General features: G+C 46.7%; 16 protein-coding genes. 12 read left to right on the top strand and 4 right to left on the bottom strand.

Annotated elements, in window-relative coordinates:
• Positions 1–231 precede the first annotated feature (231 nt).
• The 3 genes from QFZ48_RS03230 (at position 232) to QFZ48_RS03240 (ending at position 6,161) form a co-directional block, all read left to right on the top strand.
• Positions 232–3,309: a tetratricopeptide repeat protein gene (locus QFZ48_RS03230; RefSeq protein WP_429061114.1), complete on the top strand. Its 3,078-nt coding sequence runs from the start codon at positions 232–234 to the stop codon at positions 3,307–3,309.
• 40 nt (positions 3,310–3,349) lie between these two features.
• The gene (locus tag QFZ48_RS03235; RefSeq protein ID WP_429061115.1) at positions 3,350–4,999 is read left to right on the top strand and encodes a hypothetical protein; all 1,650 of its coding nucleotides are present in this window, start codon (positions 3,350–3,352) and stop codon (positions 4,997–4,999) included.
• Between the two features lie 223 nt (positions 5,000–5,222).
• On the top strand, positions 5,223–6,161 hold the full coding sequence (locus tag QFZ48_RS03240) for a hypothetical protein (RefSeq protein ID WP_429045776.1): 939 nt from the start codon (positions 5,223–5,225) through the stop codon (positions 6,159–6,161).
• A gap of 3 nt (positions 6,162–6,164) precedes the next feature.
• Here QFZ48_RS03240 and QFZ48_RS03245 read toward each other — a convergent pair whose 3' ends face one another.
• Positions 6,165–7,064 carry an SDR family oxidoreductase gene (locus tag QFZ48_RS03245; RefSeq protein ID WP_370913490.1) on the bottom strand — a complete coding sequence of 300 codons (900 nt, stop codon included), beginning with the start codon at positions 7,062–7,064 and terminating at the stop codon, positions 6,165–6,167.
• 106 nt (positions 7,065–7,170) lie between these two features.
• Entirely contained in the window at positions 7,171–9,264 is a 2,094-nt protein-coding gene (locus QFZ48_RS03250; protein ID WP_429061117.1) for a prolyl oligopeptidase family serine peptidase, read from the bottom strand.
• A 171-nt stretch (positions 9,265–9,435) separates the two neighbouring features.
• Here QFZ48_RS03250 and pfkA point away from each other — a divergent pair, with 171 nt between their 5' ends.
• The 4 genes from pfkA to QFZ48_RS03270 all read left to right on the top strand — a co-directional run bounded on the left by pfkA (position 9,436) and on the right by QFZ48_RS03270 (position 14,216).
• Positions 9,436–10,416, top strand: coding sequence for a 6-phosphofructokinase (gene pfkA / locus QFZ48_RS03255; protein WP_370913492.1), 981 nt, complete (start codon positions 9,436–9,438; stop codon positions 10,414–10,416).
• A gap of 12 nt (positions 10,417–10,428) precedes the next feature.
• Positions 10,429–11,916, top strand: a complete 1,488-nt coding sequence (gene pyk, locus QFZ48_RS03260) for a pyruvate kinase (protein ID WP_429045772.1) — start codon at positions 10,429–10,431, stop codon at positions 11,914–11,916.
• 109 nt (positions 11,917–12,025) lie between these two features.
• Complete coding sequence (locus QFZ48_RS03265; RefSeq protein WP_429061119.1) at positions 12,026–12,595, top strand: TetR/AcrR family transcriptional regulator; 570 nt, start codon at positions 12,026–12,028, stop codon at positions 12,593–12,595.
• A 214-nt stretch (positions 12,596–12,809) separates the two neighbouring features.
• Positions 12,810–14,216: an MFS transporter gene (locus QFZ48_RS03270; RefSeq protein ID WP_429061121.1), complete on the top strand. Its 1,407-nt coding sequence runs from the start codon at positions 12,810–12,812 to the stop codon at positions 14,214–14,216.
• Here the strand turns inward: QFZ48_RS03270 and QFZ48_RS03275 are convergent.
• On the bottom strand, positions 14,206–15,381 hold the full coding sequence (locus QFZ48_RS03275) for an MFS transporter (protein WP_429045766.1): 1,176 nt from the start codon (positions 15,379–15,381) through the stop codon (positions 14,206–14,208). The genes QFZ48_RS03270 and QFZ48_RS03275 overlap by 11 nt on opposite strands.
• Before the next feature lie 152 nt (positions 15,382–15,533).
• Between QFZ48_RS03275 and QFZ48_RS03280 the strand changes: the two genes are divergently transcribed.
• The 5 genes from QFZ48_RS03280 to QFZ48_RS03300 all read left to right on the top strand — a co-directional run bounded on the left by QFZ48_RS03280 (position 15,534) and on the right by QFZ48_RS03300 (position 19,760).
• Positions 15,534–16,889, top strand: a complete 1,356-nt coding sequence (locus tag QFZ48_RS03280) for an NAD-dependent succinate-semialdehyde dehydrogenase (RefSeq protein ID WP_429045764.1) — start codon at positions 15,534–15,536, stop codon at positions 16,887–16,889.
• A gap of 9 nt (positions 16,890–16,898) precedes the next feature.
• A complete protein-coding gene (gene coaA / locus QFZ48_RS03285) occupies positions 16,899–17,855 on the top strand; it encodes a type I pantothenate kinase (protein ID WP_370913498.1) in 957 nt (318 codons plus the stop codon).
• Positions 17,856–18,434: a Crp/Fnr family transcriptional regulator gene (locus QFZ48_RS03290; RefSeq protein ID WP_429045761.1), complete on the top strand. Its 579-nt coding sequence runs from the start codon at positions 17,856–17,858 to the stop codon at positions 18,432–18,434. It abuts the gene before it with no gap.
• A gap of 84 nt (positions 18,435–18,518) precedes the next feature.
• Positions 18,519–18,965: a DoxX family protein gene (locus QFZ48_RS03295; protein ID WP_429061124.1), complete on the top strand. Its 447-nt coding sequence runs from the start codon at positions 18,519–18,521 to the stop codon at positions 18,963–18,965.
• Positions 18,966–19,001: 36 nt separating this feature from the next.
• Positions 19,002–19,760 carry an MBL fold metallo-hydrolase gene (locus QFZ48_RS03300; protein WP_429045757.1) on the top strand — a complete coding sequence of 253 codons (759 nt, stop codon included), beginning with the start codon at positions 19,002–19,004 and terminating at the stop codon, positions 19,758–19,760.
• Positions 19,761–19,839: 79 nt separating this feature from the next.
• Here QFZ48_RS03300 and tssD read toward each other — a convergent pair whose 3' ends face one another.
• A complete protein-coding gene (gene tssD, locus QFZ48_RS03305) occupies positions 19,840–20,226 on the bottom strand; it encodes a type VI secretion system tube protein TssD (protein ID WP_079468771.1) in 387 nt (128 codons plus the stop codon).
• Positions 20,227–20,345: the final 119 nt, after the last annotated feature.

Below are 20,345 nucleotides of genomic sequence, written 5' to 3' on the forward strand. Positions count from 1 at the left end.
CTTGCTACCGGAGTTATCCACATTGTTAGAAACACAATCGGAAAGGAAAAGATATAACTTTTATATTTGCTGATACCACCTGGTTCGTTTCTCATCATGAACGCCGGCGGCACTCAGGCATCAAAGAAACGGACTACCAGGGTCAGGCCACGACAGAGTACTTCCCCGGCTGGAAAATATTTCCTCCCGGGATTCGTTTTAAACGCATATTCAAGAAATAACAGCTATAGCATGCAATTTATAAGAAGAGTTTTTGTTCCCGGACATCTGTACATATCACTCCTGGCCTTTACGGGTACAGGTTTGATAGGGCTGCCTGCCGCACAGGCACAGCAAACACGCATTTATACAGATCCGGAAAAAGTGTTCAAGGACGCCCAGCAGTATTTCCAGCAGGAAAAATATGCCGTGTCCATGCAGCTTTTCAAGCAAACCCTTGATAACATCGACTATTTCCACGAAACCAACCGAGACCTGGTTAAAACAGATGCGTACTACTATTATACCATCTGCGCACTGAAACTGCAACAGGACAATGCGGAAAAACAGGCGCAGGAATTCCTGAAACTGGCCAATAACAATGCCCGGGAAGAACTGGTGAGCTATCAACTGGCAAAATATTATTTCCGTCAGAATAAACTCAAAGAGGCCATTCCCCTCTACGAGAAAGCCAATATCGAAAACCTCTCCAACGCAGAAATTGCAGAAGCAAAATTTGAACTGGCCTATTGCTATTTTAATTTAAAAGATTTTAAAAAGGCACAGCCCCTGTTTGCCTCCATCAAAGAAGTACCGGGCAAATACAGCATTCCTGCTAATTATTACTATGGTTTCATCAGCTACTATAACCACCAGTATGCAGAAGCACTCAATAGTTTCCAGAAAGTAGTGAACGAACCGAAATACAGCAACGTAGTGCCTTATTACATCGCTGAAATTTATTACTTCCAGGGAAAAACAGATCAGCTGATCGCCTACACCGAGCCACTGCTGAGACAAGGCGGACAATACTACGAAGCAGAGCTGAAACAGTTACTCGGTAAAGCCTACTTCGAAAAAAAGAACTATCCGAAAGCATTGCCCTACCTGCAGGATTTCCAGGATAATGCAGATGACGTGAGAAACGAAGATATCTACCAGTTATCATACGCTTATTACCAGACGAATAACCTCTCAAAAGCGATCGCCGGATTTAAACAACTGAGCAGCTCCAAAGACTCACTTGGACAAAATTCCATGTACCTCCTGGGCGACTGCTACCTCCGCACCGGTCAGAAAGCCAATGCACGCAATGCTTTTGCCTTTTGCGCCAACAACAGCTCCAACGCACAGCAACAGGAAATTTCCAGGTTCAACTACGGTAAATTATCGTACGAACTGGGCTACCCCGATGCGGCGCTCAGCGAACTCACACAGTTTGTAAAAACATACCCGCAATCTGCTTATAACAAAGAAGCCCGGGAAATACTCGTTAATCTTTTCATGAACAGCAATAACTACAAAGACGGTTTAGCGACCATTGAATCGATTCGCGATAAAAACCCGACGGTGCTGAAAGCTTACCAGAAAGTAGCCTACGGCCGCGCCACCCAGCTGATCAACGACCAGCAACTGGCAGAAGCCGACCGCCTGCTGGATGTGGCCATCAGCAACCCCTACGATCCACAGATCAAACAACTCGCCCATTTCTGGAAAGCAGAAATTGCCCTTCGTCAGAATAAAACAGACCAGGCGGTTACTAACCTGAACGCCTATCTGAATAATACGGCCCCGGTGTCCGGTGAAGCTAACGCACAAACCGCCAGCTACAACCTGGGATACAGCCTCCTGAAACAGGACAAATTCACGGAAGCACTGCCTTACTTTGAATCCGCCCAGCGCACCAGCGGCCCTAACGCAGAACGCATTGCCACCGACGCCGCCCTACGCAGCGCCGATTGTTATTATATGCTTCGCCAGTTCCCGAAGGCACTGGCGCTGTACGACCGCATCATCAGCAACAACGCTCCCGGCGCTGATTACGCCACCTACCAGAAAGCCGTGATCCTCGGCTTACAGGGCAAGCAAGGCGAGAAACTTGCACTGCTCAAACAACTGGGTAACAAGTTTCCATCGTCCGGCTTTAATAACGAAACAGATATTGAGATAGCCAATACCTATCTCTCGGAAGAAAAATATACAGAAGCCATTCCTTTCCTGGAAAATGTTTTACAGAAACAACCCAACGGACCGAATGCACCACGCGCACTCCTGAAACTGGGTTTGAGCTACTACAATAAAGATAACGACAGTAAAGCGCTGGCCTATTACCGCCAGGTAGTGGAGAAATTCCCTAACTCGCCGGAATCCAATGAAGCCCTGCAAAGTATGAAGTCGATTTATGTTAGCCAGGGCAAAACCGACGACTACCTCGCCTTCCTGAAAGCCAGCGGCAGAACCGTTACCGCTTCTGCTGAAGACTCCCTGGCCTATGCTGCTGCTGAAGCCCGCTTCACCAGCAACGATTGTACAGGCGCCACCAGCGGCTTCAACAACTATATCCAGAAATATCCGAACGGACAATTTATCCTGCCGGCCTACTTCTATAAAGCAGAATGCGCTTATAACAGCAAAGACTATACGAGCGCATTGCCCGCCTACGAATTTGTATTATCCCGCAACAACAGTTTATATGCAGAAAGATCTGCGCTACAGGCGGCTAACATCAATTTCTACCAGGTAAAAAATTACGATAAGGCAAGAGGCTACTACCTGCAACTGCAGGACCTCGCTACCAGCAAAGAAAACAGTCTTACTGCCACCAGGGGATTACTTCGCAGCAACTACCAGCTGAAACGTTGGGACGAAGTAACCAACTATTCAGAAATGTTACTGGCTGCCGCCAATATCAGCACGGATGATCAGATCATCGCTCACTTCTATCATGGTAAAGCATTGCAGCAGGCAAAAGATTATGCCGCCGCCCTGTCGGAGTTCAAAACAGTTGCCGGCATGACCAAATCTGAAACAGGCGCCGAAGCCCGCTACAACATTGCGGATTGCTACCTGCAACAGAATGAACTGGATGCTGCTGAAAAAGCTGGTTTTGATGTGATTAAAAATACGCCGTCCTATGAATACTGGGTGGCTAAATCATATATCCTGCTGGGAGATGTATACGCCCGCCAACAGGATTATTTCAATGCAAAAGCTACTTACCAGAGCATCGTTACCAACAGCTCTATTCCTGAGCTGAAACAGGAAGCGAAAGATAAACTGGCCAAAGCGGAAGCAGAAGAAAAAGCAGCCGGTAAAAAACCGAAGAAATAATCACCCGGATTCTGGAATCTGACATTAAGCGCAACAAAGCATGAACATTCAAGCAATATATAACAAACGAACTTTTATCATATCAGCACTGGGGCTGACGGGAATGCTGTTTTCACAGAAAGCAGCCGCTCAGGAGGTATTGAAACAGGAAACGATTGATATCATTTCCACCAACCAACCCAAACTGCGCGACGCCTACAAACTCAATCTCACAGCTTCTTTGCCGGGTATCGATACCACCCGTCCTTCCATGAAGTACGAGATACCGGCGCTGAACCTGAACTTTATGTACCAGGCCATGCCGCTCAAACCGTTGGCACTGGGTAAAGATTCATTGTCGTACCTGCAGAACAACTTCGTGAAACTCGGATATGGCAATTATAAAACACCCTATGTGCAGGCTGGGTTCGGCAGCGGCCGGCAGGATATGTACAACTACGGTTTGTACGTAAACTACACCGGTTCCAAAGGCAAGGAAATTCCTGACCAGGATTATAGTAACCTCAATGTACTGGCCGCGGGCACCTACCTGTTGCCAAAGTTCCGGTTCGACGGAAGCATCGGGTACGACCGTAATACCGTTCACTACTATGGCTATGGCCACGATACGGCCAGCTATAAAAAGAAGGATATCGAGCAAACGTTTAACCAGATCACCGCTTCGGCAGGCATGCAGAACAGGCCGCAAAACGACTGGGCATTTACCTTCCAGCCAAAAGTGAAGTTTATTCTTTTCAACGATTCCTACAAGCGCACAGAAAATACCTTCCAACTGAATGTACCGGTACGTAAGCAGGTGTTTGAAGATATCTACATAAAAGTAGAAGGTGTGTTTGATCTTTCTACCTATAAAGAAGATAACAACCGCGCCATCAACAACAACATCGCTTCTATCCACCCTGCAGTGGATATCATGAAACCGGGGTTTGTGCTGCATGCCGGCGTAAATCCAACGTGGAGCAACGGCGAATTTTACCTGCTGCCCGACATCGTGAATGAGTCGCACCTGATCCGTAAAAAACTGATCCTGAGCAGTGGATGGATTTCCTATTTTGAAAAGAATTCCTATCGCAACCTCGCCAATAAAAATCCGTTCCTCGCCGGCTTACCGGGAGAAATGATGAATACCCGTGTAGAAGAAAAATATACCGGTATCAAAGGTACGCTGGGCAGCCATTTCAACTATAACACTAAATTCGCTTCTGTTACCTGGTACAATATGCCGCTGTTTGTAAACGACAGCGCTGATACCAAGAAATTCACCACCCGTAACGAAGCCCAGCTGCGCGCTTTCCAGCTGCATGGTGAAGTAGGCTATATTGAAGAAGAAAAATTCCAGGCCCGCGTAAGCTTCGACTGGTATAATTATAACAAACAGGAAACGGAAGTGCAACCATGGCACCTGCCCGCTTTCCAGGGCGATTTGTTTGCACAATACACCATCGCCAAAAAATTACACCTGAATGCCGACCTCTTTGCACTGAGCGGCAGCTATTACCTGCTCCCCAACAAAGACTTTGGCAAAACCAAAGGCGCATGGGACCTGAATGCAGGCGCATCCTATGATATCAGCAAAAATTTCGGACTGTGGGTGAATGCAAATAACCTGTTCAATACGCACTACCAGCGGTATTATCTTTACCCTACTTATGGGTTCAATATTGTGGGTGGTGTGATGATTAAGTTTTAACTTTATATGCGGATTTTGTCTTTCTCGCTGATTATACTGATTACCAGGATTTGATCTTTTTTTGATTTTTTTGATTTTGGGGGAATATATGCGAGTATATCCACTTATATCTTCGAAAATCCTTTATAAAATCACAAAAGTTCAAATCCTGGTAATCAGTATAATCAGCGTAATCAGCGAGAAAGACAAAATCCGCAGCATTATTCACTAAAAATTGCTCCACTTGATACTTCAGCAATATATCCAGGAAGTGCTGTTTAAACAGCGGATTTGTGTAGTACCACAGCTGGGAACATTTTCTGTACAACATTTTCCGGCGCATTATAACGACCACGCCCAAACGCTTACGGCGCCACGTGAGCAGGTGATGTTTACCCAACAATGGCAGGACGATGGTTCCTGTGTGGAATGGATAGCCCTTAAGGAAAACCTGGTGCCGGCAGTAGCACAGCGGAAGCTGGAAAAATACCTGGAAGAGCTGAAAGCAGAACTTCAATCCGGGAAGCCACTGGTATTACCGGGTATTGGTCAGTTGCAGGGCGACTTTACCGGCAACATTCACTTCCATGCAGAGGAACTGCCGGTAGAAAAAGAAACACTGGATATTAAGCCGATAGAACGCACAACAGATAGCCGCTCTGCGCCAGCATTTGTTCCACCGCCGCCTTTGGAGGCGCTGGAGCCTGTTATGACAGAAGAGGTAGAAGATACATTGGAAGCCGTAACAGAAGAAAGTGGTTTTAAATGGTGGTGGGCAGCTATTCCCATTGCGGCTATTGTAATTGGATTAGCCGCCTGGTGGTATTTATCGGGTGTTTCAAAACCAATAGCTGAATCCGAAACTCCCGCTGATACGGAAGTCAACGCGCAACAGCTCGCCGCCGCTGCTGCAGATTCCATACAAAAGGTCCTGGCCGACTCCACAGCAAAAGCTGCGATTACGCCCATTACCTATTATGCAGTGGTGGAAAGATACAAAGACAGCAGCATCGCTGTAAAAAAACAAAAGCAACAACTCGCCTGGGGAAAAACGCTGGTTCTTTATAAAAGGGACAGCATGTACAGAACTGCGGTGGAATTGCGCTCACTGGCAGCAGATACAACCGTGCAAAGGGATAGCATCCGCAAAATATTTGGCAATAAAGTATTTCTTGAATTTTAGCTGTTAAGCTTTGATTTCAGCGGCTACAATTTCCAGCCCCTCCGCAAAAGTACGGGGCTGATAACCCAGTTCTTTGGCCGCCTTATCTATTATCAGCCCGGTTTTGGCAGGACGGGCCGCCGGTTGTGCCAGTGTTTTGGCACTGATTTTTTCTACGAGGGAAGTATCCAGTTTAAAGTATTCAGCCGTTTGAATGGCCATATCATAGGGAGTGAGAATTTCATTTCCGGAGATGTTGAAGAAACCGTTTGCTTTCTTATCTGCAATCAGCAAACAACCCTTCGCCAGGTCGTGGCATAAGGTAGGCGTACGCCATTGGTCATCCACCACTTTCACTTTTTTACCCTGCTGCAAATTATTTTTTACCCAGGTAATCATATTATTGCGATGCGGATCTGCTACCACGCCATACACCAGTACAGTGCGGACAATGGCCCACTTCAGTTTGCTATTGATCACCAGTCGCTCTGCAGCTACTTTACTGGTACCATAATAATTAATAGGATTTACGGTAGCGTCTTCACTGTAAGGTCCCTGTAAGCCATCGAATACAAAATCGGTAGACAGGAAAATGAAGAAGGCGTTGCAACTTTCTGCCGCGTGTACCAGGTAACGGGTAGCTCCTACATTGGTATCCCAGCACGCATCTTTATTTTTTTCGCAGTCATCTACCTGCGACATGGCGCCGCCATGAATAATGATATCCGGCTGATGTTTTTCCACCAGCTGCTTTACGCTGCCGGCATCGCGGAGGTTCACCGCCTCATAAGTGTATTTATCCCGCAGGGGGAAACGATTAGGGCCTCTGCCTGTGGCTATCACATCATATTTTCCATCTTGCAGAAAAAGCGGGATCAGATGTTGTCCCAATAATCCGTTACTACCAGTTATAAGTACCTTCATAAAGCCATGTTCAATACGCTATTTCTAAAGATAAGAAAAAAAAGCTTTTAGCTGTTCACCAAAATGAGGCATTTCGATAACAGCTAAAAGCTGATCACCTGCAACTTTACTTGTGCATGCCCAGGTTATACATGGTGAACGCCCAGATATCAGCGGCTTCATCAATCATCTTGGAAGTGGGCTTGCCGGCTCCGTGACCTGCCTGTGTTTCAATACGGATCAGGGCCGGGTTTGGCCCGGCGTTGTCTGCCTGCAGTGTAGCTGCAAACTTAAACGAATGCGCCGGTACCACACGGTCGTCGTGATCCGCAGTGGTGATCAGTGTAGCCGGGTAAGCGGTACCTGGCTTCAGGTTATGCAACGGTGAATATTTCAGCAGGTATTTAAACTGTTCTGCATGATCGCTGCTACCGTATTCCACTGCCCAGGCCCAACCGATGGTAAATTTCTGAAAGCGCAGCATGTCCATTACGCCTACAGCGGGCAGTGCCACCTTAAACAATTCCGGACGCTGCGTCATACAGGCGCCTACCAGTAAACCACCGTTGGAACCGCCGCGGATCGCTATCTTGCCGGGATTGGTGTATTTCGCTTTCACCAGGTATTCAGCTGCACCGATAAAATCGTTGAATACATTCTGTTTCTTTTCCATCATACCCGCTTTGTGCCAGGCTTCACCGTATTCGCTGCCACCTCTCAGTGATACTACGGCGTATATGCCTCCCTGTTCCATGAAGTATAGGTTGGAAACGCTGAAAGAGGGCGTCATGGCAATATTAAATCCGCCGTAGCCGTAGAGCAACACGGGGTTATTACCATTCAGCCGGATCCCTTTCTTGTAGGAAAGGAATATGGGAACACTTTCTCCATCGGCACTTTTAAAGAATACCTGTTTGGTTTCGTATTCCGCAGGGTTGAATTTTACTTCTGCCTTATTATATAAGGTAGAAACGCCGGTGGCCACATCATATTTATATACAGCAGGCGGCGTAACAAAGGAAGTATAAGTATAAAAGAATTCCTTGTCTTCTTTCTTGCTGCCAAATCCACCAGCGGTTCCGAGGCCAGGCAGTTTCACTTCATGTTCTAGCTTACCTTTATAATCATACTGGTAAACCCTGGTAGAAGCGTCTTTCAGATAGGAAAGGAATAATTTGCCGCCGGCAAGGCCCACTCCCTGGAGGGCTTCTTTCTTTTCCGGAACAATTATTTTCCAGTTGGCTTCCGCAGGATTGGCGGGGTCTATCAGCACAATTTTATAGTTGGGTGCGTTATGATTGGTGCGCACCAGCAATTTATCCCCATCGTTATCTATTACGTCTGGTTCGTTAGCGAAGCCTTTTACCAGCAGGGTGAATTCTTTTTGTGCGGGGTTTTGCAGGTCGCGGTACCAGAGTTCCCGGCCGGAAGTACCTTCCGAGGTAGAGAGGATCAGGAAACGCTCATCTTCTGTTACGTCTACGCCGGCGTTGCGCAGCGGGTGTTCTTTATCCACATAGATCAATTCATCCTTCTCCTGCGGATCGCCCAGGCGGTGGTAGTATACTTTCTGGAATTCATTCTTTTGGGATAGTTTGTTTTGTTCATCGGGTTTGTCGTAGCGGCTGTAATAGAAGCCATCACCTTTCCACGACAGGCCACTGAACTTTACCCATTCCAGTTTATCCGGCAGGAGTTGCCGTGTTTCCACGTTTATCACATAACCTTCCTGCCAGTCGGATCCTGCTTTGGAAAGCAGGTAGGCAAAATATTTCCCGTCTTTTGAAAACGACATGCTGCCCAGTGCGGTAGTACCGGCTGCTGACAGTTTGTTGGGATCCAGGAAAACTTCCGGGGTACCGCCTAAAGTGGCAGAACGGTAAAGAACGGACTGGTTCTGCAGACCATCATTTTTAAAGAAGTAATAATAGTTACCGTGTTTAGCGGGGGCGCCGTTTTTGGGGTAATTCCACAATTCTTCCAGTCTTTTGCGGATTTCTGCGCGGAAAGGGATGTTGGAGAGATAGTTTTCTGTTACCTTATTCTGGGCGTCCACCCATGCTTTTGTTTCGGGGCTGTGATCGTCTTCCAGCCACCGGTAAGGATCTGCGATCGGGGTACCGTGATAGTTATCTATGGTATCCACTTTTTTGGATTCGGGATAAGTAATCGTTTGCTGCTGCTGCGCTATTGCCTGCCCGGCGATTAAACTTACGCTCATAAAGATCCACCTCCTATTATTTTTTTTCGACATGCGTAATATTTTTTAAAAAATTTATCTACTTTGTTTGATGGAAATTAAAAATTTAGGTTATTTCATCAGATAACAGTTAGAAAACAATTGCAAAATGTTATTTTTGTGCGCCTTTAAGATATTTTTTTAGCAATTTATATGAAAAAACTGAACAACATTGCAGTCCTTACATCGGGGGGAGATGCTCCCGGGATGAACGCCGCCGTTCGTGCCGTTGTAAGAACGGGCATTTATCATCAGCTGAATGTGTATGGCATTATGTACGGCTATAGGGGAATGTTGAAGAACGAGATCTTCCCAATGGAGTCAAAATCCGTTGCCAACATTATTCAGCGCGGAGGCACCATATTGAAGACCGCCCGGTGCAAAGAGTTCTATGAATATGAAGGGCGAAAAATGGCTTATGAAAATCTGAAAAAACACAACATTGACGGGCTGGTAGTAATTGGTGGAGACGGCTCGTTTAATGGTGCGCAAAAGTTCAGCCAGGAATTTGATATTCCGTGTATAGGCTTGCCTGGTACTATTGACAAGGACATTGCAGGAACTGATTCTACGATTGGATTTGATACAGCTGTGAATACAGCGGTGGAAGCTATCGACAAAATCAGGGACACTGCCGATGCGCATGACCGTTTGTTTGTAATCGAGGTAATGGGCCGTGATGCCGGTTATATTGCGTTACACAGCGGCATTTCCACTGGTGCGGAGCACATATTGCTGCCTGAGCGCAAAACCGAAGTAAATGACATTATTGAAGAACTGCAGGCGAACGAACGCCGCAGAAAACTGGTTAACCTGATCGTAGTAGCCGAAGGCGATGAAACCGGCGGCGCTACTGAAGTTGGTCGTATCATTAAAGAAAGGTGCCCACAACTGGATACCCGGGTTAGTATCCTCGGACACATCCAGCGTGGCGGCGCTCCCACCTGCACAGATCGTATTCTGGCCAGCCGTCTGGGCTATGCAGCCGTAGATGCCCTTCTCGAAGGCATCCACAATGTAATGGTCGGTGTTGTCAACGACAAGATCCATTACACTCCTCTTGATAAAGCTGTAAAAGCCAAACAGGAAATTGACCCCGAATGGTTTAAGATTGTTAAAATTCTTGCGAGTTAAAAAATTAGACTTATGAGTACAAAGGATCTTTCGAAATACTATCACAAGCAGATGGATAACGCTGCGGGTAGAGAACACTCTTCGCACAAAACAAAAATCGTGGCTACCGTAGGCCCGGCATGCGATACCTATGAAGGCCTGCTGACACTGGTAAAGGCCGGCGTTAACGTTTTCCGCCTCAACTTTTCACACGGCTCGCACGAAGATAAACTGCGGATTATTGAATACATCCGCCAGATCAATAAAACAGAACCTTACACCGTAGCCATACTGGCCGATTTGCAGGGACCAAAACTGCGTGTGGGTGAAATCGAAAACAATGCACTCCCGCTGAAGAAAGGTGATATCCTCACTTTCGTAAACGAAAAGCTGGTGGGCAACATGGAAAAAATTTACGTTTCCTACCCTGACCTGTACAAAGATCTTAGAGTTGGCCAGAAAATTCTGCTGGACGACGGCAAAATCGAGACAATTGTAAAAGAAATTACTGCCAGCGGTGAAATCAAAGCGGAAGTATCCCTGCCAGGTGTACTGTCTTCCAAAAAGGGCTTTAACCTCCCGGATACCAAAATCTCCCTCCCTGCGCTGACAGATAAAGATATTATTGACCTGGAATTCATCATCGACCACGAATGCGACTGGGTAGCGCTCTCCTTTGTAAGAAGCGTAAAAGACCTGGCCGTATTACGCAAACGCCTGGAAGCACGTAATTCTAAAATGAAGGTGATCTCTAAAATTGAGAAGCCTGAAGCGATACAGAATCTGAAAGAAATTATCTGGGAAAGTGATGGCGTGATGATTGCCCGTGGTGATCTCGGTGTGGAACTGCCAGTAGAGCAGATCCCGATGATCCAGAAAGATATCATCCGCAAGTGCATTCACCGTGCAAAGCCCGTTATTGTGGCTACACAAATGATGGAAAGCATGATGGACCGCACCCGTCCGAACCGTAGTGAAATCACCGACGTAGCCAACGCCGTACTGGAAGGTGCTGATGCGGTAATGCTGAGCGGCGAAACTGCTACCGGTATGTTCCCGGAACTGGTTATCCAAACCATGAATAAAATTATCCAGGAAGTGGAAAAAGAAGCGATCATTTACAACCGCAACCTGATCCCTCACCGCCACTCTCCTACCTTCCTCAGCGATGCACTGTGCTACAACGCCTGTAAAATTGCGGAAGACCTGGACGCTGATGCCCTCATTGGTATGACCCAGAGCGGTTACACCGGCTTTATGCTGAGTAGCTACCGCCCACGCAGCCCGCTCTACATCTTCACCAAAGAAAGGTCGCTGGTAAACCAGCTGAGCCTGAGCTGGGGTGTACGCGCCTTCTACTACGAAGAAGAAGAAAGCCTGGATGATATCGTATTCGATCAGATCAATATCCTGAAAGAAAGAGGATTCATCAAATCAGGAGATGTAGCCGTTAACACCGGTAGCACCCCTGTCAAAGAACACCTGCCCACAAACATGCTGAAGATCACGAAAGTGGACTAATTGCTATAAGGATTTAGTAAGCGGCGGAGAGGAAGTTCCTTTTCGCCGCTTTTTTGTCAATAATATATACAGACTTGTCTGTTTTGTAAATTTAGCCTAATATTGCCTTATGAAAGAACAAGGCGCAAAAGAAAGAATCTTAAACACAGCCAGCGAATTGTTTTACAAGCAAGGCTACCAGGCAACCGGTATTAACCAGATCATAGAAGAAGCGGGGATTGCCAAAGCAAGCCTGTACCAGCACTTTCCATCCAAGGAAGCTTTGCTGACGGAATATCTACTGCGAACCCGGACCAACAACCACGCCGAGCGGATGGCTTATATTGACCAGCTTGCGCCTGGCAGGGAAAAGCTCATGGGCCTGTTCGAATACCGCCGCCGCCACATGGAAAAAAACAATTTCAGGGGTTGCGCCTTTATCCGCATCGCCTATGAACTGCCAGGATTGAATGAGGACGCACTTTTACAGGTACGGACGCATACCCAAACGCTGAAAACATTTATCGCCGAACAATTACAAATCATAAAACACCCTTACCCCGCAGCGGAACTTGAAGAAATGACCGGCATGCTGTTGAATCTGTATGAAGGCGCGGGGCTTCAGGGCTATATCCAACGGTCCGCAAAACCGGTAGAAGACACGAAGAAAGTGGTTGCCAGGTTGCTGGATACACTTTGAAGCTGATAGATTGAGGAATTGCGACCAAAGGGAAACACATCTTTATAAATACCGGCGAATGCCGGATAAACAAAACTAAATACCAGCAACACTGCCGGAATATCACCAGCAAGGCTGGTAAAAAGCGCCGTAAAACATTAAAGTTTTCGCGGCGTATTTCCATCAATTATTTAGTGCATCCAATAACGTTATCTATTATAAAAAATTTACTCTCATGAAAACAGACCAGTCTGTATATATTAAACCAACCACTGTCAATCCATGGATATCGCTGGCAGTTATCCTGCTGGCGCCACTCATCACCGTGATCGATGTATTTATTGTAAACATCAGCACACCAGCCATTAAAGCGTATTTCCATAGTTCGGACGCAGCGCTGGAACTGGTGATTGCCAGCTACCTCCTGGGTTACGCCGTGTTTCTCATCACCGGCAGCCGCACAGGCGATTACCTGGGCAAAAAGAAAGTATTTATAACCGGGCTGGCTGCATTCACCCTCACCTCAGCCATGTGCGGCTTTGCCACTTCCATGGAAATGTTGATTGTGTCCAGGCTGCTGCAAGGCGTGGCAGCAGCTTTCACCGTACCGCAAACCATCACGCTGATACAACTGAACTTCCAGTCGCCCGCCGACCGCGACAAAGCCTATGGCCTCTACGGCATGGCCCTCGGCACCGGCGCCACCCTGGGACAATTCCTCGGCGGCTACTTCATTACCTCGCACCTGATCACCGACAGCTGGCGGCTGATCTTCCTCGTCAATCTCCCGTTTGGTATTGTAGCAATGTTGCTGGCCTGGTTCTTTGTGCAGGAATCCGGTCAAAACAAAAGCACCCGGTTTGATATACCAGGCATCATCCTGCTCACCTTAGCCTTATCTCTCCTGATATATCCTGTTATACAGGGTGCAGAACTTGGCTGGCCTGCCTGGACTATCACCATGCTGGCAGGTGCATTCATATTATTAGGCGTATTCGTGTGGTATCAACACTGGCTGGGAAAACGGCAACGCGATCCGTTAGTACCGCTGGAACTCTTTCGTATCAGGAGTTTCAACACCGGTGTCATCAGCGTATTATTCTTCTTTGGTGTAAACACCGCTTATATTTTTATTGTAGCCATCTACTTTCAGAATGGATTTCATATGTCGCCTTTTACAGCGGGGAATTACTTCGTCATGCAAACCATTCCTTTCCTGCTGGCTTCTTTGTGGTCAATTAAAAATGCTGCACGATACGGTATCCGCCTGCTACAGTTTGCGTGTATACTAATGATCCTCTCTTTTATCTTACAATTAGTTTTATTTCAGGGAGATGTAGTAACACCTTACGATATCATGCCGTGTTTAATTATTTATGGCAGCGGATCTGGTTTGCTGATGCCATCATTATTAAAAGTGGCGATGTGGGATATGCCGCCGGCTAAAGCAGGAGCCGCCAGCGGCGTGTATTCTACGGTACAGCAGTTTGCCTCTGCGCTGGGTGTAAGCATGCTTGGAGGCATTTTTCTCTACCTTGCACGCCACTCCGGCAATTTTTATCTCGCTTATAAAATTGCGTTGTTCTGCATGATGGGTTATTTAGTAATAGTGATGATCGTGCTAAACCGGGTTAAGCGGTAACTGCTCCTTTTGTTTTCTTATAAGTACCCAGGTAAATAATCAGGGCAATGGTGATCAGTGCAGTACCGGCCACGCATATACCATTCCATTGTGCAAAAGACCATACCCATAGCCCGATGCCGGAGCCAAGTGAAGTGCCAATAAAACTGGTAGTCATAAACACCGTATTCAAACGGTTCCTTGCTTCCGGCAATAATGTGTAGATGCGGGTTTGGTTGGATACATGGATACCCTGTAAACCAAGATCAATAGCGATGATCCCCACGATGATACCTATAATATTGGCTTTAAAAACATAGAAGAGAAAATAACCGAGGAACAAAAAGATGATACCATAACCAATGGCAATGCGCGGATTCTTTTTATCTGCAATGCGTCCCACCAGTGGGGCGCCTAAAGCGCCGGCAGCCGCAGCAAGTCCCATCAACCCGATTTGTTCACTGGTATATTTAAAAGGCGCATCAGACAATAAAAATACCACGGTTGTCCAGAACATGCCAAACATAGCGAAACAACAGGCATTGATAGCCGAAGCTTCTCTTAATAAAGGCTGTTCTTTGATCAGCGTAAGCAATGATTTCATCAGGTCGCCGTAGCTTCCTTTGAAATTTGGTTTACTGGATGGAAAAGATGTAATCATGATCACCGCCAGCAAAGCGCTGATACACGCGGCTATCCAGAACATGGCACGCCATCCGAAATGATGTCCTACTACACCGCTGAGGGTGCGGGATAATAAGATGCCGACGAGTAAGCCACTCATAATAGTACCAATCACTTTCCCCCGGCTTGCAGGATCAGAAAGGCCTGCTGCCAGTGGCAATATCAGCTGCGGCACTACCGAAGTAAAACCAATCAGCAAACCCGTAATTTTCAGCATAGTGATATTCACCGACTCTGCAGCCGCCACCAGGGCCACTACCGCAGCCAGTGTCATCACCACTATCTGCCGCTTGCGCTCCAGTTTGTCACCCAGCGGCACACAAAATAACAGGCCCAGCGCGTAGCCCACCTGCGTAAAAAATGTGACCTGTCCGGCATTACTTTCCGATACGCCAAATTCGTTGCTCATCAACACCAGCAAAGGCTGGCTGTAATAAATATTGGCAACGATCAACCCCGTGCAAAGGGCCATTATCATGATATTCCACCTGCTAAGCGCCATAAAATTGTACTGTTTTTTCCGGGAGATGCAAAGATAGCCTTTTCGTGTTTAGTAGTTGCCCTTTAGCTTTTAAGACGGGCTTTTAACGGAAAAAGGTAAATTTGTCGGACTATTCACTAACAGCTAAATGCTAACCGCTAAAAGCTACCCGTATGTTTACAAGCATTAATCCGTTTACGCAGGAAACCATTGCTGAATATGCAGCACATACACCGGAACAAATAGAGCAGAAATTACAGCTGGGCCATAAAGCATACCGGGAATTATTACAAGTTTCCCTGGAACAACGCCGGCAGTGGATGATGCAGGTTGCACAATCCATGAAAGACAATGCAGATGAACATGCCGCGCTGATCACGCGGGAAATGGGAAAAACGCTGAAAGAAGCACGGGCCGAAGTGCTGAAATGCGCCACCTCGGCAGAATATTATGCAGAAAACATCGTGGAAATGCTGGCACATAAACCGATCGGTTCCGATGCGTATAAAAGTTACGTATCGTACGAACCAAAAGGAATTATACTGGCAATCATGCCCTGGAACTTCCCCTACTGGCAGGTATTCCGCTTTGCTATTCCCAATATACTTGCCGGCAACACCGGCATCCTGAAACATGCCAGCAATGTAAGCGGTTGTGCACTGGCCATCGAAAAAATATTCACTGAAAGTAATTTTCCCGCCGGTACTTTCCAGTCGTTACTCATCTCTTCCAAAGATATAGAACCAGTTATCGCAGATCACCGCGTACAGGGCGTTACACTCACCGGCAGTACCCCCGCAGGTAAAAGTGTAGCGGCGCTTGCCGGGAAATATATCAAGAAAACCGTGCTGGAACTGGGTGGCAGTGATCCTTTTATTGTATTGAAAGATGCCGACCTGGAAGCCGCCGCTAAAACAGCGGTACAAGGTCGTATGCAAAACGCCGGTCAGTCGTGCATTGCCGCAAAACGCTGGATCGTAGAAAAAGATATTGTTCCCGCGTTTACCGCAGCTGTAAAACGGATCCTGCAGGACCTCAAACAGGGAGATCCCACGCAGGAAAGCACACAAATGGGCCCAATGGCCCGCCCCGACCTGGCAGAGGAGCTGGCCAAACAATTACAGGACTCTATTCGCCAGGGGGCTAAGCTGGAGTTGGGTGGCACGCATGAAGGCTGTAACTTTGCGCCTACCCTGCTTACCGGGGTAACCAATAAAATGACGGCTTTCAAAGAAGAAACTTTTGGTCCGCTCGCCGTGATCATAGAAGCAGCCGACGAAACGGATGCTATCGCACTGGCCAATGAAACAGAATTTGGCCTGGGCGCAGCCCTGTGGACCAGCGATCTCGACAAAGCCGCCAAACTGGCCACACAGATAGAAAGTGGCAATGTATTTATTAATGCGATGGTTCGCTCTGATGCACGCTTACCTTTCGGCGGCGTAAAGCAATCCGGCTATGGAAGGGAACTATCACTGGAAGGCACACACGAATTTCTGAATGTAAAGACTGTCTATATACAACAATAAAGCACTGGAATGACCACCTCTCTGAAACGCGACCGCTATACTCCCTATATCAGTTTCTCCCGTAAAGAATGGGCAGAAAGAAGCAATGATGCCATGCTGCAATTACAGGATTACGACCTGGAAGCGCTGCACGGCATGAATGAACCACTCACACAGGAAGAAATAACACAGGTATATCTTCCGCTGGCACATCTGCTCAACTTATATGTAACCGCGTCGCAACAACTGCATACTGCTACCAGTAATTTCCTCAGCAGCCAGGTACATAAAGTGCCTTATATTATTGGCATCGCCGGAAGTGTAGCCGTTGGGAAAAGTACGACCGCCAGGGTGTTACAAAAATTATTACAGGCATGGCCCAATCATCCGCGGGTAGACCTGGTAACAACGGATGGTTTCCTCTATCCCAATAAAGTGCTGGAGGCCAATAATATCATGAACAGAAAAGGCTTCCCGGAAAGCTATGATATTAAAAGACTGATCCACTTCCTGGCGGATGTAAAATCCGGTAAGGAAAAGGTGGCGGCGCCACTTTATTCCCACCTGGAATACGATATCTTACCCGGCCAGCTGCAGTGGATAGAGCAACCGGACATTGTGATTGTAGAAGGCGTGAATGTGTTGCAGGTTCGTCACCGGCAGCAACAAAAAGATCCAGCCGTATTCGTATCCGATTTCTTCGACTTCAGCATTTATGTAGACGCTGCGGAAAAAGATATCCGCAAATGGTACATCGCACGCTTTGAAACCCTGCGCAGAACTGCCTTTCAGAGTCCTGAGTCTTTTTTCCACCGTTATGCACATCTTTCTGATGCGGCCACTATCGAGTTAGCCACACAGATCTGGGATGATATCAACAAACCTAACCTGGAACAAAATATTGCACCTACCCGCTACCGCGCCAGCCTGATTTTGGAAAAAGGTCATCATCATTTCGTTCAATCCATTCAACTGAGAAAGACCTGAATGCAAGGCACACAAATTATCCGTCAACAGCTGCAGGCACTGCTGAAAGAACCCATGGTTCACTGGGAACTGTTTGAAGACATCCTGCAGCCGGTAACTTTCCCCGCAGGCGATCACCTGTCGGAAGCGGGTAAAACCGCCAATGCTATTTATTATATCGAAGAAGGAATTGTGCGGGTATATACCATCCACGATGGTAAAGACATCAGCATGGACTTTGCCTTTCCGCATAACTTTACTACTTCCTACGCCTCTTTCATTACACAAAAACCCGCGGTAGTAAGTTTGCAGGCAGTAACGCCGGTACGTGGGTACGCCTGTTATTATACCGATCTGCAACAATTATATCGCACCTCGCACCAGTCGGAGAAGATAGGCCGGCTGGTAGCTGAACAGCAATACCTGCGGAAATACAACCGGGAACTCTCCTTCCTGCAATACTCCGCACAGGAGCGGTATGCGCAGTTGCTACAGGAATATCCTGAAGTGGTGCAGCATATTCCTGTCAAACAAATTGCTTCTTACCTGGGAATTGAACCGGAAAGTTTAAGCCGGATCAGGAAGAAAAGAAGTACATAACTTGTTCTTCTTACCCATTAACTAACATTTGTCAATTTTATTCCTCCGGAAGATGTGGATCTTTGAGTCCTAAAAAATATACAAATGGCTTTCTTTTCCGGTTTATGCAGTATTGCCCTCTTACTACTGGCGATTGGCTATATCTTCCAGATCCCTCTTTTACAACAACTCCCTGCAGATGCCCGTATATCCGCTGCCGTTATGTTTCTCTTAATAGGGGTCACACATTTGGTTAAGCCGCGCAAACTTACCTATATGATTGAAGGAATGATCCCATATCCTTTATTCATGGTGTTGTTTACCGGGGCGCTGGAAGTATTACTGGGAGCGGGTTTGCTGTTTTCTGCCACACAGTATTATGCGGGATGGGGATTAATGATACTCCTGGTGGCTATGTTTCCTGCCAATATCCGCGTAGCGGTGCTGAACCTGCCGGCGCCTGGCGGATTACCCTCCAAACCCTGGTACATCTGGAGCCGCTTATTATTTCAACCTGTTTATATTTTATGGATATGGTGGGCCATCAATTAATTGATAACTTTATGCCATGCTATAAAAAATTTAACCATGCGCATACATTATTTACGCAATGCCACATTGCTCATAGAATGGAATAATAAGAACATACTGGTTGATCCCATGCTCGGCGTTAAAGACAGCCTGGACCCCGTTCCCAACGCAGCCAACAGCATCCGGAATCCCATGACCGATCTTCCGCTTAACGACGACGATTTAAAGCAGTTGCTGTCGTCCCTGGATGCCATTCTCGTCACCCACCTGCACCGCGACCACTGGGATGTAACTGCACAGGCCATACTGCCTAAAAGCATTCCTTTATTTTGTCAGCCGGAAGATGAAGCCACTATCAGGGAACAGGCATTTACACAGGTGATTCCTGTTGTTACGTCGGTTACCTGGGAAAATATAGTCATTACACGTACTGGTGGACAACATGGCACCGGCGAAATAGGCAAAATGATGGCGCCTGTTTCCGGCTTTGTGCTGAAAGAAGGGAACACTACATTATACATCGCCGGCGATACTATCTGGTGTGAAGAAGTAACAGCTGCGCTGGATACTTTCCGCCCGGATTATGTGGTGGTGAATGCAGGCGCTGCACAATTCCTGCAGGGAGATCCCATCACCATGACCGCAGCAGACGTGATTAAGACCATCCGGCACGCTTCGCAGCCCAAGGTAATAGCAGTGCACATGGGCGCTATAAATCACTGTTTTCTCAGCAGGGAAGCGTTGAGAGCGGCTGTTGCTGCCGAACAGCTGTCCGCCATTATTCCTGAACAAGGCGAATGGATTAATCTTTCATAAAAAGATCTTTTGTACACACAAAAAAAAGGGGCTGTTACCTTCCGGTAACAGCCCTTTCTGCATAATGTAAGGAGTTTTTTTATACCCACTCATTAACATGTTTTGCATTACCCATGCTAACTTCACGGGCCGAAATGGTAAAGGAAATTACCATTGGATTTTTGTTTTCGTAGTCAAAAGACTCTTCAAACTTTACTAAATACCCTTCTTTAAATTCCAGGGTTTTCAGTTTGGAATCAGTGTCTCTTTTGTAAAAAGTAATGGTACCATCTTTTCTTTCAAAGTTGTTTACCATCCACTCAAAGAGATCTGTTTTTCCGGTAGATTCAACGGTCAGCTTAATGCGTCCGCCACGGGTGATGGCTGAAGGGCGACCGGTTGCATCTACTTCTTGTGTGAGGTCATAAGCGACATGCTGTACATTGTACTCGTTGCCGCCTGCTTCAAATTTGGCTTTGAATGACATGTTGGGTTAATTTTTAAGGTTACAATAAAGAAAAAATAATTAGTATTTATTTATGAATTATAAGTACCAAATATAGGATGAAAATTTCAATAGTCAAGAGTCCTAACAAATAATTATTA

The organism is Chitinophaga sp. W2I13 (assembly GCF_050434005.1).
Taxonomy (GTDB): domain Bacteria; phylum Bacteroidota; class Bacteroidia; order Chitinophagales; family Chitinophagaceae; genus Chitinophaga.

What these genes read in the sequence shown, in the direction of transcription:
- QFZ48_RS03230 (WP_429061114.1), top strand. Translation starts at nt 232, where the DNA reads ATGCAATTTATAAGAAGAGTTTTTGTTCCCGGACATCTGTACATATCA.
- QFZ48_RS03235 (WP_429061115.1), top strand. Translation starts at nt 3,350, where the DNA reads ATGAACATTCAAGCAATATATAACAAACGAACTTTTATCATATCAGCA.
- QFZ48_RS03245 (WP_370913490.1), bottom strand. Translation starts at nt 7,064, where the DNA reads ATGAAGGTACTTATAACTGGTAGTAACGGATTATTGGGACAACATCTG.
- QFZ48_RS03250 (WP_429061117.1), bottom strand. Translation starts at nt 9,264, where the DNA reads ATGAGCGTAAGTTTAATCGCCGGGCAGGCAATAGCGCAGCAGCAGCAA.
- pfkA (WP_370913492.1), top strand. Translation starts at nt 9,436, where the DNA reads ATGAAAAAACTGAACAACATTGCAGTCCTTACATCGGGGGGAGATGCT.
- pyk (WP_429045772.1), top strand. Translation starts at nt 10,429, where the DNA reads ATGAGTACAAAGGATCTTTCGAAATACTATCACAAGCAGATGGATAAC.
- QFZ48_RS03265 (WP_429061119.1), top strand. Translation starts at nt 12,026, where the DNA reads ATGAAAGAACAAGGCGCAAAAGAAAGAATCTTAAACACAGCCAGCGAA.
- QFZ48_RS03270 (WP_429061121.1), top strand. Translation starts at nt 12,810, where the DNA reads ATGAAAACAGACCAGTCTGTATATATTAAACCAACCACTGTCAATCCA.
- QFZ48_RS03275 (WP_429045766.1), bottom strand. Translation starts at nt 15,381, where the DNA reads ATGGCGCTTAGCAGGTGGAATATCATGATAATGGCCCTTTGCACGGGG.
- QFZ48_RS03280 (WP_429045764.1), top strand. Translation starts at nt 15,534, where the DNA reads ATGTTTACAAGCATTAATCCGTTTACGCAGGAAACCATTGCTGAATAT.
- coaA (WP_370913498.1), top strand. Translation starts at nt 16,899, where the DNA reads ATGACCACCTCTCTGAAACGCGACCGCTATACTCCCTATATCAGTTTC.
- QFZ48_RS03290 (WP_429045761.1), top strand. Translation starts at nt 17,856, where the DNA reads ATGCAAGGCACACAAATTATCCGTCAACAGCTGCAGGCACTGCTGAAA.
- QFZ48_RS03295 (WP_429061124.1), top strand. Translation starts at nt 18,519, where the DNA reads ATGGCTTTCTTTTCCGGTTTATGCAGTATTGCCCTCTTACTACTGGCG.
- QFZ48_RS03300 (WP_429045757.1), top strand. Translation starts at nt 19,002, where the DNA reads ATGCGCATACATTATTTACGCAATGCCACATTGCTCATAGAATGGAAT.
- tssD (WP_079468771.1), bottom strand. Translation starts at nt 20,226, where the DNA reads ATGTCATTCAAAGCCAAATTTGAAGCAGGCGGCAACGAGTACAATGTA.